General features: G+C 63.8%; 15 protein-coding genes and 1 riboswitch. Of the genes, 8 read left to right on the forward strand and 7 right to left on the reverse strand.

Features of this window, described 5'->3' with window-relative positions; all coding sequences use genetic code 11:
- Positions 1-14: 14 nt before the first annotated feature.
- The 4 genes from RPF88_RS26740 to RPF88_RS26755 all read right to left on the reverse strand — a co-directional run bounded on the left by RPF88_RS26740 (position 15) and on the right by RPF88_RS26755 (position 3,206).
- Positions 15-314: a CcdB family protein gene (locus RPF88_RS26740; protein ID WP_337123487.1), complete on the reverse strand. Its 300-nt coding sequence runs from the start codon at positions 312-314 to the stop codon at positions 15-17.
- The gene (locus RPF88_RS26745) at positions 314-556 is read right to left on the reverse strand and encodes a type II toxin-antitoxin system CcdA family antitoxin (protein ID WP_063170355.1); all 243 of its coding nucleotides are present in this window, start codon (positions 554-556) and stop codon (positions 314-316) included. Before RPF88_RS26745 ends, RPF88_RS26740 begins: the two co-directional genes overlap by 1 nt.
- Positions 557-724: 168 nt before the next feature.
- Positions 725-2,545: an ABC-F family ATP-binding cassette domain-containing protein gene (locus RPF88_RS26750; RefSeq protein ID WP_013529166.1), complete on the reverse strand. Its 1,821-nt coding sequence runs from the start codon at positions 2,543-2,545 to the stop codon at positions 725-727.
- A 1-nt stretch (position 2,546) separates the two neighbouring features.
- Positions 2,547-3,206 carry a thiamine diphosphokinase gene (locus RPF88_RS26755; RefSeq protein ID WP_027162509.1) on the reverse strand — a complete coding sequence of 220 codons (660 nt, stop codon included), beginning with the start codon at positions 3,204-3,206 and terminating at the stop codon, positions 2,547-2,549.
- 87 nt (positions 3,207-3,293) lie between these two features.
- Positions 3,294-3,408, forward strand: a riboswitch (TPP riboswitch).
- A 43-nt stretch (positions 3,409-3,451) separates the two neighbouring features.
- Between RPF88_RS26755 and thiB the strand changes: the two genes are divergently transcribed.
- The 4 genes from thiB (at position 3,452) to RPF88_RS26775 (ending at position 8,596) form a co-directional block, all read left to right on the forward strand.
- Complete coding sequence (gene thiB / locus RPF88_RS26760) at positions 3,452-4,450, forward strand: thiamine ABC transporter substrate binding subunit (RefSeq protein ID WP_337123488.1); 999 nt, start codon at positions 3,452-3,454, stop codon at positions 4,448-4,450.
- Between the two features lie 8 nt (positions 4,451-4,458).
- Positions 4,459-6,084 (forward strand): thiamine/thiamine pyrophosphate ABC transporter permease, encoded by a 1,626-nt coding sequence (gene thiP / locus RPF88_RS26765; RefSeq protein ID WP_337123913.1) that lies wholly within the window; start codon positions 4,459-4,461, stop codon positions 6,082-6,084.
- Positions 6,077-6,868, forward strand: a complete 792-nt coding sequence (thiQ, locus tag RPF88_RS26770) for a thiamine ABC transporter ATP-binding protein (protein WP_027162507.1) — start codon at positions 6,077-6,079, stop codon at positions 6,866-6,868. Before thiP ends, thiQ begins: the two co-directional genes overlap by 8 nt.
- 258 nt (positions 6,869-7,126) lie before the next feature.
- Positions 7,127-8,596: a M48 family metalloprotease gene (locus tag RPF88_RS26775; RefSeq protein WP_024502938.1), complete on the forward strand. Its 1,470-nt coding sequence runs from the start codon at positions 7,127-7,129 to the stop codon at positions 8,594-8,596.
- Between the two features lie 24 nt (positions 8,597-8,620).
- On the opposite strand, the gene RPF88_RS26780 is transcribed toward RPF88_RS26775, so the two are convergent.
- Positions 8,621-9,484, reverse strand: a complete 864-nt coding sequence (locus RPF88_RS26780) for an RNA polymerase factor sigma-32 (RefSeq protein ID WP_027162506.1) — start codon at positions 9,482-9,484, stop codon at positions 8,621-8,623.
- Positions 9,485-9,806: 322 nt separating this feature from the next.
- Between RPF88_RS26780 and RPF88_RS26785 the strand changes: the two genes are divergently transcribed.
- The 3 genes from RPF88_RS26785 to RPF88_RS26795 all read left to right on the forward strand — a co-directional run bounded on the left by RPF88_RS26785 (position 9,807) and on the right by RPF88_RS26795 (position 12,153).
- A complete protein-coding gene (locus RPF88_RS26785) occupies positions 9,807-10,580 on the forward strand; it encodes an amino acid ABC transporter substrate-binding protein (RefSeq protein WP_013529173.1) in 774 nt (257 codons plus the stop codon).
- Between the two features lie 125 nt (positions 10,581-10,705).
- On the forward strand, positions 10,706-11,386 hold the full coding sequence (locus RPF88_RS26790; protein WP_013529174.1) for an amino acid ABC transporter permease: 681 nt from the start codon (positions 10,706-10,708) through the stop codon (positions 11,384-11,386).
- Positions 11,383-12,153, forward strand: coding sequence for an amino acid ABC transporter ATP-binding protein (locus RPF88_RS26795; protein ID WP_013529175.1), 771 nt, complete (start codon positions 11,383-11,385; stop codon positions 12,151-12,153). The genes RPF88_RS26790 and RPF88_RS26795 overlap by 4 nt, the downstream gene beginning before the upstream one ends.
- Positions 12,154-12,334: 181 nt before the next feature.
- On the opposite strand, the gene RPF88_RS26800 is transcribed toward RPF88_RS26795, so the two are convergent.
- Entirely contained in the window at positions 12,335-12,946 is a 612-nt protein-coding gene (locus RPF88_RS26800) for a LysE family translocator (protein ID WP_024502939.1), read from the reverse strand.
- A gap of 155 nt (positions 12,947-13,101) precedes the next feature.
- A complete protein-coding gene (locus RPF88_RS26805) occupies positions 13,102-13,761 on the reverse strand; it encodes a response regulator transcription factor (protein WP_337123489.1) in 660 nt (219 codons plus the stop codon).
- 129 nt (positions 13,762-13,890) lie between these two features.
- Between RPF88_RS26805 and RPF88_RS26810 the strand changes: the two genes are divergently transcribed.
- Positions 13,891-14,799: a hypothetical protein gene (locus RPF88_RS26810; protein WP_337123490.1), complete on the forward strand. Its 909-nt coding sequence runs from the start codon at positions 13,891-13,893 to the stop codon at positions 14,797-14,799.
- Positions 14,800-14,819: the final 20 nt, after the last annotated feature.

Below are 14,819 nucleotides of genomic sequence, written 5' to 3' on the forward strand. Positions count from 1 at the left end.
GCTGTAGCCGCCGTTCAGAAGCCCTGGAACAGCATGTCGAGCGCAGCGACGATGTCGTCGTGGTGCTTCATCAGGTTCAGCCGACTTTCGCCTAATTCGCTGGCCGAAACGGTGGCAACCAGGTGTGTTGCCATAACGAGCTTTCGACCGTTGATCTCAAAAATCGGATGAAGCTTTCGCATCGGCGGTGGCACCATTGCGACCGGCAGAAGCGGCACGACCACCCGCGTCTTGAAATTGCCGAGAAGCTCTGACTGAACGTCGAGCACATAGCTGCCTTCGATGCGACCGGCGAAGACATCATAGCGGGGCATCAGAACTGCCGGTACTCTTCCAGCGGGATGCCATGTTTCTCGATATAGTCGTTCCACGCGTCCATCGTGGCGCGGTTCTCAAGCTTCCACAGCCGCGTTTTTTCGGCAGCTACCGCCTCCGCGATGCCGGCCTCCGCAGCGCGCGAGACATTCACGTCAAGTCCCTTGGCTTCCCTCATGAGGTTCGAATCGATCGACAGATTTGCTGGCTGACGGGTCGCACTCAAGGCAATTTTGCGCATAACAGCCTCCGCAACATGCGCATAATATATGCGCATTTCTGTATGGAGGCAATCAGGCGGTTCTAGCTGCAGGTAGGGGCGCTCGGCCCCTTTCGCTATGGCTCCGGGCGTTCGTCGCTTCAATCGACAAATCGTCGTCGATTGATCGGCCTACGGCCGAAACACTCCTCACCCCTCCATCTCCTCGCGCAACATCTCCAGTTCCAGCCATTCTTCCTCGAGCGCGGCCAGCGTGGCGCGCTCCTTGTCGAGGGCGGCGATGGTTTTCTGGAACGAGGCCGGATCGCGCTCGTAATAGGCCGGATCGGCGATGTTGTTCTCCAGCCGCGAGATAGAGGCCATCACAGCTTCGATTTTCTTCGGCAGGGATTCCAGTGCGAATTTCTGCTTGAACGACAGTTTCTTCGCCGGCACTTTTGGCGCGGCGGCTTCGCTCTTGCCTGACGCGGGCGCCTCGCCATTTTCGGCTCTCGCCCGCGCCTTGCGGTCGTCCAGCTTCGTGCCGCCGCGCTGCGCCAACATGTCGGAGTAGCCGCCGGCATATTCGATCCAGCGGCCTTCACCATCCGGCGCGATCAGGCTGGTCACGGTGCGGTCGAGGAAATCGCGGTCGTGGCTGACCAGGATGACGGTGCCGGCGAAACCGGCGACCAGTTCCTGCAGCAGTTCAAGCGTCTCCATGTCGAGATCGTTGGTCGGCTCATCGAGCACCAGAAGGTTTGCGGGCCGCGCCAGCACGCGCGCCAGCAGGAGCCGCGCCCGCTCGCCGCCGGACAACTCGCGCACCGGCGTGCGCGCCTGCTCCGGCTTGAACAGGAAATCCTTCATGTAGGAGACCACGTGGCGCTGCTCGCCATTGATGACGAGGTTTTCGCCGCGCCCATCGGTGAGATATTGTGCCAGCGTCTCCTGCGGGTCGACCGCCTCACGCTTCTGGTCGAGCGTTGCGATCTCCAGATTGGTGCCGAGCCGCACCGAACCGGCGTCCGGCTTCATCTCGCCGGTAAGCATTTTCAAGAGCGTGGTCTTGCCGGCGCCGTTCGGCCCGACCAGGCCAACGCGATCGCCGCGCTGGATGCGGGTCGAAAACGCCTTGACCACGGTGAGATCGCCAAAGCTCTTTTCGATGTTTTTCGCCTCGATCACCAGCTTGCCGGACTCGGTGGCGTCGCTCGCCACCATGGTCGCCGACCCTTCGGCCCCGCGATGACCGCGAAAACGCTGACGCATGGTCTGCAACTCGCCAAGCCGGCGCATGTTGCGCTTGCGCCGCGCCGTCACGCCGTAGCGCAGCCAATGCTCTTCGCGAACGATCTGGCGACCGAGCTTGTGCTGCTCGCGTTCTTCTTCCTCCAGAACCAGGTCGCGCCATTCCTCGAAATGGCCGAAGCCCTTGTCCAGCCTGCGGGTCTGGCCGCGATCGAGCCAGACCGTGGCGCGCGACACGCGTTCGAGGAAGCGGCGGTCGTGCGAGATGACGATCAGCGCCGAGGAGGTGCGGATGAGTTCTTCTTCCAGCCATTCGATGACCGAGAGGTCGAGATGGTTGGTCGGCTCATCGAGCAGCAGGATATCGGGCTCCGGCGCCATGACGCGGGCAAGGGCGGCGCGCCTCGCCTCGCCGCCCGACAGGTCGTTCGGACGTTCCTCACCCGACAGGCCGAGATGCTCCATCAGATAGCTGGCGCGGTAGGGATCGTCGGCGGGGCCAAGCCCGGCCTCGACATAGGCGCGGACAGTGGCAAAACCTTCCATGTCGGGCATCTGCGGCAAATAGCGGACGGTCGCCGAAGGCTGGCGAAACACTTCGCCGTCCTGCGGCTCGATCAGGCCGGCGGCGATCTTCAGCAGGGTCGACTTGCCGGACCCGTTGCGGCCGACCAGTGCGATCTTGTCGCCGGCCGAAGCCGTCAAGGCGGCGCCATCGAGCAGCGGCGTGCCGCCGAAGGTCAGTTTTATCCCGTCGAGGTTGAGAAGGGGCGGGGCCATGTCAGCTTTCAGGTAAGGGATAGGGATGAGCGAGCAGCATCGCGCGGCCATGGCCGAGCGCGATTTCGAGGCGGCCCCCGGTCTTGTCGGACTTGACCTCGTTGGAAATGGTCAGCGACGAACCGAACGCCACCTTGACGTGAGCGAGCGGCCATTTGGCGCCGGTGACGGTCAGGCCGTCGAGCTCGGAAAAGCCGAGCACCGAGAACAGCGTGCCGTCGGCATAGTCGAAGCCGGCCGTTCCGCGCAGCAGGGGGATGCCTTCCTGAGCGCCGCTGGTCAAAAGCACGTCCGTTCCCGCCTCCGCCAGCCGCAGGGCGAGCGACAGATGCAGAAAAGCGTGGTCGGCGCGCTTGCCGCCAAAGGCGCCGGCCAGCACCAGGCGGGTCGCGCCGCGCTCCAGTGCCGCGGCGACGGCAAGTTCGCCATCGGTCTGGTCCTTTTCCGCCGGGAAGGTCCGGCGCGGCACGGAAGCGAGATCGTCCGGCAGGTTGGCCGGCACCGAATCGAAATCACCCACCCACAGCTCCGGCACGAGACCCAGCAACCGCGCATGACCGATGCCGGCGTCGGCGGCGATGACGCGGGAGCCTTTGACCTGACGGTCGAGCCGTGGCGTACGGATGAGATCGCCGCCAAGCAGGATGGTGAATGTGCTCATATCGTGTGGCCCTTACCAGCCCGGCACGGGAAACGGAAGGCGGCAAACTCCCGCTTGCATGGCGGATCGGCCCGGCCTATGTGTCGAAACGCTCTAACGGGGTGCCGGACGCGATCTTCGCGGACCGGCTGAGAGGCAGTCTCGCCAACCCGCTGAACCTGATCCGGTTTGTACCGGCGGAGGGATTAGACGTTTCGGACAGTCCGACGCCTCAATTCCTTTCAATTCAAACGAAGGAGGCGCCGATGCGCACGCTTTTATACGCTCTTGTTTCAGCAACGGTCGTGGCCTTGTCCGGGCCCGCCTTGGCCAAGGACAAGCTCACCGTCTACACCTATGAGAGTTTCACCGCCGACTGGGGTCCGGGTCCCGTGGTGAAGAAGGAGTTCGAGGCCGAATGCGGCTGCGACGTCGACTTCGTCTCGGTCGCCGATGGCGTCGCGCTGCTCAACCGCGTCAGATTGGAAGGCGCATCGACCAAGGCCGATATCGTGCTTGGCCTGGATACCAATCTCACCGCCGATGCCAAGGCGTCAGGCTTGTTCGCGCCGCATGGCGCGGTGACGGATGTCAATGTGCCGGGCGGCTGGAGCGACGACACTTTTGTCCCCTTCGACTACGGCTATTTCGCTGTCGTCTACGACACGCAGAAGATGAAGACGCCGCCGAAGAGCCTGAAGGAGCTGATCGAAGGCAGTGCCAACGACAAGATCGTCATCCAGGATCCGCGCACCTCGACGCCAGGCCTCGGCCTGCTTCTTTGGGTCAAGTCGGTCTATGGCGACAAGGCACCCGAGGCCTGGGCCAAGCTCAAGGCCAAGGTGCTGACCGTGACGCCGGGCTGGAGCGAGGCCTATGGGCTGTTCACCAAGGGCGAGGCGCCGATGGTGCTGTCCTACACGACGTCGCCAGCCTACCACATGGTCGCCGAGAACACGGAGCGCTACCAGGCGGCCTCCTTCGAGGAGGGCGAGTATCTGCAGATCGAGGTGGCGGGTATCACCACGACAGGAGCCAAGAATCCGCTGGCGGCCAAGTTCATGGCCTTCATGACCGGGCCGAAATTCCAGGATGCCATCCCCGAGACCAACTGGATGTTCCCGGCAGGCAAGACCGACAAGCCGCTCAATTCGGCCTTCGACAAACTGGTCAAGCCAACGAAGACCTTGCTGTTCAGCCCGCAAGAGGTCTCTGCCAACCGCAAGGCCTGGGTCGATGAATGGCTGGCGGCGATGAGCAAGTAGGCAGCGCGATGGCGCCGGCGCATTCCACGGATTCCCGCGTCAGTGCCGGCATTGTAGCGCTCGCTGCAATCGCGCTGCTGATCGGCGGCGCGTTTGCCGGCCTGCTTTTCGAGGGCGCCCATGATTTCTCGGGCGCCTGGGCAGCCTTCGATCCCTATCTGCTTCGCGTCATTCGCTTCACGCTCTGGCAAGCGGTCCTGTCGACGCTGCTTTCGGTCATCCCGGGGCTGTTTGTGGCGCGCGCTCTGTCGCGGCATCCACGTTTCTTCGGCCGCGCCTTCATCCTGCAGATCTTCGCCGTGCCGTTGGCGCTGCCGGCCATCGTTGCAGCGCTCGGCATCCTGGCGCTTTATGGCCGTGCCGGCTACTTCGCCGGCGTGCTTGCCGTTATCGGCGGCGGAAGCTGGCCGGGCATCTATGGCCTGTCCGGCATTCTCGTCGCCCATGTCTTCTTCAACCTGCCGCTGGCGACGCGGCTGTTCCTCGAGGCGCTGCAGACCATACCGGCCGACCAATGGCGGCTGGCGAGCCAGCTCGGCATGGCGGCGCGGCCGGCGTTCCGGCTGATCGAATGGCCAACGCTGCGCGCCGCACTGCCCGGCGTCGCCGGGCTTGTGTTCATGCTCTGCATCACATCCTTCACGATCGTGCTGACGCTCGGCGGCGGGCCGGCCGCGACAACGCTTGAGGTCGGCATCTACCAGGCGCTGCGCTTCGATTTCGATCCCGCACGGGCCGTTGCACTGACGCTGCTGCAGATCGCCTTGACCTTTATCGTGGTGCTGGCACTGACGCGGCTAGGCGCCAATGTGGTCGGCGACACCAATTTGCCGGTCGCGCAACGCCGCTATCTCTCGGTCAATCGGAGCGAGACCTGGTTGAACGCGCTACTCATCGTCCTGGCGCTGCTGTTCGTTGTCGGGCCGATGGCGGCAACCGTGATGGCCGGATTGAGTGCCGATCTCGCCCGCTTGGCCGGCGAGGCCACTGTCCGGCAGGCAACGCTGACCAGCGCGGCGCTCGCCTTCCTGTCGGCGCTGCTTTCGGTGATGCTGTCGCTGGCGCTGACCATGGCGCGGCGGGCACTGGCGCTGAACAGCCGGACTGGCCGCAAGACACTGCTCGAACATGCCGCCGATACCGGCGCCGGCTTTGTCCTGGTCGTGCCGCCGATCGTCGTCGGCGCCGGCTGGTTCCTGTTGTTGCGCCATGTCGGCGATGTCTTCGCCCTCGCCCCGGTCATGGTCGTCACCGTCAACGCGGTGATGGCGATGCCGTTTGCGCTCCGCGCCGTGCGTCCCGCCTATGATGCAGCGAGCGAGCGTCACGAACGGCTCTGTGCACAGCTCGGCATTGCGGGCTGGAACCGGCTGATGCTGGTCGACTGGCCGTCGCTGCGGCGACCGCTCGCCACGGCCTTCGCTTTCGCCATGGCGCTGTCGCTCGGCGATCTCGGTGTCATTGCCTTGTTCGGCGGTGATTCCGTGCAGACATTGCCCTACCTTCTTCTGGCTCGGATGGGCAGCTACCGCACCGAGGATGCCGCCGGCCTCGCACTGCTGCTCGGCCTCGTCTGTCTCGCGTTGATCGTGGCGGCGCACTGGCTGGGAAGGGAGGAGGTCCGTGATGCGTGAAAAGGCGGCCAACGGGCTCGCGAAGGGCGCGCCGGTGCGGCTGGACAAAGTGTCGTTCAGCTATGGCAGCTATGGCGAGGCGCCGCTTGTTTTCGATGTCGAGTTTGCCGCGGCGACGATCACCGCCATCATGGGGCCGAGCGGTTCGGGCAAGTCGACGCTGCTCAATCTGGTCGCCGGCTTCGAGACCCCACGGTCGGGCCGCGTGCTGATCGGCGGTGTCGATGTCAGCGCCGAGCCGGCCTCGGCGCGGCCAGTGTCGATGGTGTTCCAGGAGAACAATCTCTTCGCGCATCTTTCCGTCGAGCAGAATGTCGGGCTCGGCCGCTCGCCATCCCTGCGGCTGACCGAGGCGGACCGCGCCGCGGTCGCCGAGGCGCTTGCGCGCACCGGTCTTGCGGGCAAGGAGAAACGCCTGCCGCGCGAGCTCTCGGGGGGCGAACGCCAGCGCGTCGCCCTGGCCCGCGTGCTGGTGCGCGACCGACCGGTGTTGCTGCTCGACGAGCCCTTCGCTTCGCTCGGACCGGCTTTGCGCGACGAGATGCTGGATCTGGTTGCCGCCGTTCATGCCGAACGCGCCATGACAGTGCTGTTCGTCACCCACCAGCCGGAGGATGCACGCCGCATCGGCGAGCATATGGTGTTTGTCGACAATGGGTTGGTCGCTGCGACCGGCAAGGCTGATGATTTCTTTGCCGGGGCTGGTCCGGAGGCGTTCCGGCGCTATATCGGCGCGGGTGCCGGATATTCCACATCACGCGATGTTGCCCGGAAGCGGACATAATTTACGGTCAAACCGGCTCCAGGCGATGTGGCGTTTGCTTGCCATGACCGGGGGAGTGTGGCTAGGTCCGCCCTACCGGTCCGGCACAGGCCGTGATTTGCCTGCAGTATCCGGCGCCCGCCCCTGGGACGGGCCGCGGATGCTGCAGCAGTTTGAGATATGGCACGTGAGCATTCTGAAGATCGTCCCCGATTTTCAATGTCATGTGCCGGGACCCGAAAGGAAGCCGTTCTGGCGATCGGCGCTAACACATTGGGAATGAAACCGCTGGCGCGCTTCCTCGCGCTGGCCGGCTTTGCCGTGGCGTTGGCAAGCTGCCAGATGTTCACGCCGCCGGAAGTTCAGGAATCCGGCTTCCAGCCTTCCGACAAGCCGATCACGGTGGACAATGTCGGCGCCAACAACAAGCTCGCCGAATTGGCCAGGGCGCAGCATCCGCGCATCCTGGCGACCTATGGCGGCGAATATTCCGATCCCAAGCTCGAGCGCATGGTCGCCAAGGTGGTCGGTAGTTTGACGGTGGTGTCCGCCAACCCGACACAGACCTATCGCATCACCATTTTGAATTCGCCCAATGTCAATGCCTTCGCGCTGCCGGGCGGCTATCTCTACATCACGCGCGGCCTCCTGGCGCTGGCCAATGATTCGGCCGAGCTTGCCGCTGTCATCGCGCATGAGATGGGCCACGTCACCGCCAATCACGGCTTGCAGCGCCAGCAACTCGAGGCAGAGGAAGGCCTGGCGACCAAGGTGGTTTCCGATGTGCTCGGCGACAGCCCGACCGCCAAGGCGGCGTTGATCCGCGGCAAGCTGAGGCTCGCGCAATTCTCGCGCAACCAGGAGCTGGAAGCCGACGCCATCGGCATCAAGTCGATCGGCGAGGCCGGCTATGATCCTTTCGCCGCCGGCCGCTTCCTGCAATCGATGTCGGCCTACACGGATTTCCGCTCGATCAGCGGCGCCACCGACGCCAGCCTCGATTTCCTGGCCACGCACCCCAATACGCCGCAGCGCATCGATCTGGCGCAGCGCCATGCCCGCCAGTTCGGCGCGCCGGGCGTCGGCACGCGCGACCGCGATTCCTTCCTCGCCGGCATAGACGGCCTGCTCTATGGCGACACGCCGGAAGAAGGCTATGTGCGCGGCGAAACCTTCCTGCATCCGGGCCTTGGCGTTTCGTTCACGGTACCGGACGGCTTCATCATCGACAATTCGGCGGCAGCGGTGACGGCCACCGGCCCCGGCGACATAGCGATCCGTTTTGATGGCGTGTCGATCGACAAGAACCGGGCGCTGACGGACTATATCCGCAGCGGCTGGGTGGCTGGTCTCGTCGACAGCAGCGTCAGGCAGGAAACCATCAACGGCAACGAGGCAGCGACCGCGCATGCCGGCGCCGAAGGCTGGCAGTTCGACATTGCGGTGATCCGCGCCGGCGGCCAGGTTTATCGGCTGCTGACCGCGGCCCCTTCGGCCAGCACGTCGCTGGACACAATCGCCCGCTCGGTCAGCGGCTCGTTCCGGATCTTGAGTGCCGCCGAAAAGGCGGCGCTGAAGCCGCTGCGCATCCGCGTCGTCACTGTCCAGCCTGGGCAGACGATGGGTTCGCTTTCGGCGCAGATGGTCGGCGTCGACCGTAAGCTCGACCTGTTCCGCGTCCTCAACGCGCTGTCGCCTGGTGCCGCGGTTTCGGCCGGCGACAAGGTCAAGATCGTCACGGACAAGTAGGCACCTGCGGACGCCTGCCGCCGTTCAGGCGGCAGTCGCCATGAACTCCGGATTCTGCTTCACCAACGCGACCTTCAGCTTTTCCATGGCGCGGGCCTCGATCTGGCGGACGCGTTCCTTGGAGATGCCGAGGGTTTCGCCGAGCGCTTCCAGCGTCGCGCCCTCGTCGTTAAGCCGGCGTTCCTCGATGATCCTCAACTCCCGTGCGTTGAGCGCGCGAAGCGCCTCCCTCAGCCAGAGCGAGCGGCGCGCGACATCGATCTTGTCGCCGACGATCTCGTCGGGCAGCGGATCGTCCGAGACCAGGAAGTCCATGCGCTCGGTCGAACCCGCATCGTCGGCAACCGGCATGTTGAGTGAGGAGTCGGGAGCCGACAGCCGCGAATCCATCATCGCCACGTCGGCTTCGGAGACGCCGAGTGCTTCCGATACTTCGCGATAGAGCGTTGCGTTTGATAGTGGCTCGGCGCCATTCGCCAGCCGCGCGCGCAGGCGTCGCAGGTTGAAGAACAGCGCCTTCTGCGCCGAGCTGGTGCCGCCACGCACGATCGACCAGTTGCGCAGGATGTAGTCCTGCATCGAGGCCCGGATCCACCATGTCGCATAGGTCGAGAACCGCACCTCGCGCTCCGGCTCGAAGCGGGCGGCGGCCTCGAGCAGTCCGACATGACCTTCCTGGACCAGGTCGCCGAGCGGCAGGCCGTAATGGCGGAATTTGGAGGCCATGGAAATGACCAGCCGCATATGCGCGACGGTGATGCTGTGCAGCGCGTTCTGGTCGTTGTCCTCTTTCCAGAGCAATGCAAGCCGATGCTCTTCGTCACGTTCGAGGTAGGGAGCCTTCATTGCCGCGCGGACCATGATCCGTCCTGCCGTGTCTTCCATCATGAGGCGCTCCCTGGGTGGTGCGGATGACTTTGCAAACTTGGCTGGCGCCTGGGTTGAAATGGCGGCGTCGTGCCCTAGAACAGCCAGAACTGCCATGCGCGGGAAAGGTTCCGCGACCGTGGCTGCGGGATTGTGTTGCCCGACGGGCTCCGGGGATGATCCGCGACAGTTCTGGTGTCGGCTGGAAAGCGCCAGTTTGAGTATCCGATTTCAGAAACCGGTTGTTTTTGGAATTCTGTTCCTTATTTTTTCGGCTTGCATCTGTCAGTTTCCAGCGCTCACAATATGCCGGTCGGCCGGCCAAGAACGGGATCACAGAAAAATGAAATGGCTCAAGTCGCTCATCATCGCCGGAACGCTGCAGGCCTTGGCTGTCACCGCAGGCCATGCCGGCGCCAATCTCGACCAGATCAAGCAGGCCGGGGTCATCAAGGTCGGCACGGAAGGCACTTATGCGCCATTCACCTATCATGACACTTCGGGCGCGCTGGTCGGTTTCGACGTCGAAATCGCCAAGGCGATCGCCGACAAGCTCGGCGTCAAGGTCGAATTCCTCGAAGGCAAGTGGGACGGGCTGATCGCCGGCCTCGACGCCAATCGCTATGACGCCGTCATCAACGAGGTCGGCATCACCGATGCCCGCAAGGCCAAGTACGACTTCTCCGATCCTTACATCGCCTCCAAGGCGGTGCTGATCGTGCGCGGCGACAACACAGACATCAAGACCTTTGCCGATCTCAAGGGCAAGAAGTCGGCGCAGTCGCTGACCTCGAATTTCGGCAAGCTGGCCGAAACGAACGGCGCCGAGCTGGTCGGCACCGATGGCTTCGACCAATCGATCCAGCTGCTTCTGACAGGCCGTGCCGACGCCACGATCAATGACAGCCTGTCGTTCCTCGACTTCAAGAAGCACAAGCCCGACGCCAATGTGAAGATCGCCGCGCAAGAGGAAAACGCCGACTATTCCGGCGTCATCGTGCGCAAGGGCGATCCGGAGCTGGTCGCGGCGATCAACAAGGCGCTGGCCGACATCAAGGCCGACGGCACCTATAAGAAAATCTCCGACACCTATTTCGGCCAGGACGTTTCGAAGTAATCTATAGGCGGGCCGCTCCGCGGCCCACAGGACATATCGAGCGGCGAGCCGTCTTTGACGGTCCGCCGCTTTTGTCGTGATATGTCGCGCCTCGACGAAGCCTCGACTTATTTGGAGGATGTTACGTGCCGCACTGGCTGCAACTGATGCTGGAGTCGCTGCCTTCGCTGTTGTGGGCGGCGCTGATCTTCACCGTGCCGCTGACGCTGTTGTCCTTCGTCCTTGGGCTGACCGTTGGGTTGGGTGCGGCGCTTGCCCGGCTGTTTGGTCCGAAACCGCTGGTCGCGCTGGTGCGCTTCTATGTCTGGATCTTCCGCGGCACGCCGCTGCTGGTGCAGCTGTTCCTTATCTTCTACGGCCTGCCGTCGGTCGGTATCCTGCTCGACGCCTTCACGGCGGCGTTGATCGGCTTCACGCTCAACATCGGCGCCTACACGTCGGAAATTATCCGCGCGGCCATAGGCTCGGTGCCGAAGGGCCAGTGGGAAGCGGCCTATTCGATCGGCATGACCTGGAGCCAGGCGATGCGGCGCACCATCCTGCCGCAAGCCGGCCGGGTCGCGGTGCCTCCGCTTTCCAACACCTTTATCTCATTGGTCAAGGATACGTCGCTGGCCGCCGCCATCACCGTGCCGGAGATGTTCCAGGCGGCGCAGCGCATCGTCGCCACCACCTATGAGCCGCTGATCCTCTATGTCGAGGCGGCGATCCTCTATCTGGCGCTGAGTTCGGTGCTGTCGGCCTTGCAGACGCGGCTGGAGACCCGGCTCAACCGCTATGGCGGCTTCCTGGAGGCACGCTCATGATCGGCCTCAGCAACATCGAAAAGCGCTTTGGCGACAATCTCGTGTTGAAGGGCGTGACGGTCACCATTGCCGAAGGCAGCGTCACGGCGCTGGTCGGCCCGTCGGGCGGGGGAAAGAGCACCCTGCTGCGCTGCATCAACCTCCTGGAGATCCCGACCTCGGGCACGGTGCGCATCGGCGACGAGACGCTCGAATTCCATCCTGGTGGCAGGGTTCCGGCCAGGGATATCCAGCGCCTGCGGCTGCAGACCGGCATGGTGTTCCAGAACTTCCAGCTGTTTCCGCATCGCACCGCGATCGAGAACGTCATGGAAGGGCTGGTGACGGTGCTGAAATGGGCGCCTGAGAGGGCACGCGAGCGGGCGCTGGCTCTGCTGGAGAAGGTGGGGATGGCGCACAAGGCCGACGCCTGGCCGGCGACGCTGTCGGGCGGCCAGCAGCAGCGCGTGGCGATCGCCCGCGCCTTGGCGCCGTCGCCGAAAGTGCTGCTCTGCGACGAGCCGACCTCGGCACTCGACCCGGAACTGGCGCAAGAGGTGGTCGACGTGCTTGGCAAGCTCGCCAGTGAAGGCACGACCATGGTGATGGCGACGCATGATCTGCGCCTCGCCTCCAAGATTGCCAAGGAAGTGGTGTTCCTCGATGCCGGCGTCGTCGTCGAGAAGGGACCGGCCGCGGTGCTGTTCAACAATCCGGAGCAGCAACGGACGAAGCGGTTCATTGCGACGCTGAAGCAGGAGGCTGAGAAGGAAGGCGGCGGCGGGTAGGCGCGGCCTAGGGTCTGTAGAATTCGGGCGATGGCCCCGAAGGCGCTCCGGTTCCGGTATATCTTGCCGGATGCGCGAGCAGGCCGTCAGCCATCCTTCGGCATATCGGGCCTTGCCGCCAGCAGCCGCTGAAATTTCACCGTCAGATCTCCCTCGAAATCGCAGCTCTTCATTTGCAGGTTCAGATATGATGGCTGACGAGCGCCACGCCAAGTCCGATGAGGATCGAGCCGCATGTCTTGGGGATCACCCATCCGGCGCCAGTGAACCGGCCAACGGCGAGCGAGGCGATGCCGACCGCCGCAAGGTCGGCCATCGAGAAGATGAGATTGACGATGATGCCGAGGATGAGGAACTGCAACCCGACGGCCATGCCGGCTGACGGATCCACGAACTGCGGCAGGAAGGTCAGGAAGAACAGTGCCGTCTTGGGATTGAGGATCTCGACGACCATGCTGTCGCGAAATGTATTCGGGGCCGGCCTGGCACCATCCTCACCCATCCGGTTCCAGCCCAGGAACATGGCAAGGCCCAGCGAAATGAGATATGCGGCGCCCGCCCATCGGATCACCAAGAAAGCGACCGGCGCGTGTTCCATCAGTGCGGCGAGCCCGACCGCCGCGGCCAGGATGTGCACGTAACAACCAAGATGGACACCCAGCGCCGCCATCAATCCCGCCTGACGGCCATGGGCCAGCGTCTGCGCTGTCATGTAGAGAATCGCCGGTCCTGGCATGCAGGCGAAGGCGAGCGTTGCGAGGGCGAACGGAATCCAGAGATCCAGCGATGGCATGACAGCTCCTCCCATGATCAAACCGTGGGAGGAGTAGGCCGGGGGGCAGGCCGAAAACATACGACGGATGCCGTATTTGGATGATGATCGGGTTTGGCTAATCTGCCGATGGTTAAGGGGACGTTGCCGGGTCGCCCATTGTAGCGGCTGCGATATCAGCCGGTGGGCAATCCCAGACGAACCGCGTAGGCGGTCAGTTCGGCGGTGTTGTGGAGACTGAGCTTGCCCATCAGATTTTCGCGATGTTTGCGAGCGGTCGGCAGGCTGATGCCCAGTCGTTCGGCGATGTCGCGCGTGATCATGCCTTGCGCCACCAGTTGAAGGATCTGCCGTTCGCGCCGCGTCAGCGGTACCGGGGACAGGATTTCCTGCGCGGCCATCGGCTCGCTGTCCCTGCCTATATCGCTGACCGCGAAGCGAACGGTTTTCGCCAGATAGGTGCCTCCGTTCTTGACCGCTTCGATGGCAGCGCCGAGTTCCTCGGGATCGCCATCCTTGGTCAGGTAGGCGTTGGCGCCGGCGCTGAGCGCGGCGCGTACTGTCCTCGGCTCGACATTGGCCGTCAGCACCACGATCCGCAGGCGTGGCGCCAAGGTCCTGATGGTGGCGATAAACTGCATCCCGGCCACACCCGGCATGCCGAGGTCGAGGATCAAAAGGTCGGCGCGCGTGCTTCGCAGCTGGCCAAGCAGCGCCTCGCCATCCGCAGCCTCGGCGACGACCGAGACATTGTCCATAGCCGAGATAAGCAGCTTCAGCCCCTCGCGCACGATGGCATGGTCGTCGGCGAGTATGGCGGTGAGCGAGCGGTTCATCGGGGCACCATCCAGGGCTGCAGCGGCGTATATGGATCGATCGCCAACTTATGCGAAACAGGTTGCCGGTAGATCAACGGTACAGGGAAGACCGGCCGGAGAATTACTTGGGACAATTGGAGGGATTCGATGCAGGAAGACAAGATACGCCAGGCCCTGGTCGAACTCCTGTATCGCAATTCCTACGGCGTGGTCATCTCCAACATCGTGATCTCGATGGCGGCGGTCTATGTTCTGAGAACGGCCGTTTCCGCCAATTGGCTGACCGGCTGGCTGGCGGCGCTGTATCTGCTGACGGCTGTCCGGGTGCTGGCGTCGCGCCGTTTTTCCAGCCGCTCAAGGGATCGCGGCTCGATCTTGCGCTGGGCATGGCTGGCCACGGCGTTTTCCTGTATGTCGGGCCTTCTGTGGGGGGTGCTTGGCTGGGTCGGCTTTATGCCCGAGGCGCCGATCGTGCTGTCCTTCACGGTCATCGTCCTGACTGGTCTCGTCTGCGGTACGGTGCCGTCGCTGTCGGCCTTTCCGCCGGCGCTGGTCGGTTCCATCCTGGCCACGGTGGTGCCGGTCGCCTTGCGCTGCTTGACCACCCAAAGCGATATTTCCGGCGCCTTCCTGTTCCTGCTCGCATCGCTGGTGGCGATCAATTTCTACTACTGCCGTATCACCTACCGCATGCTGCGCGAAACCGTCAGCCTGCGACTGGAGAACGAAACGCTGGTCGAGCACCTGCAAGAGGAACGCGACAGGGCGCAGACCGCCGACCGTGCCAAGACGCGTTTTCTGGCGTCTCGACGCTTGCCATATTGGGGCAGCGCGGCGACGTACCCTCCGGCGAGGCGCGCGATCTGGCCAGCCGGGCGAAATCGGTTGTCAGCAACTTCAGTGGGCTGCTCAACGCTTTGCTCGATATCTCGCGGCTCGATGCGGGCATCGTCACGGTCACGAGCGAGGCGGTGCCGCTGCGCGACCTCTTTGGTGATCTTCGCAATGAATTCGCCGCCGAGGCAAAACAACGCGGACTTACGTGGCGCGTGGTAGACAGCAGTCTCTACGTCGAC

The organism is Mesorhizobium sp. ISC11, from assembly GCF_037162595.1.
Lineage (GTDB): Bacteria > Pseudomonadota > Alphaproteobacteria > Rhizobiales > Rhizobiaceae > Mesorhizobium > Mesorhizobium ciceri.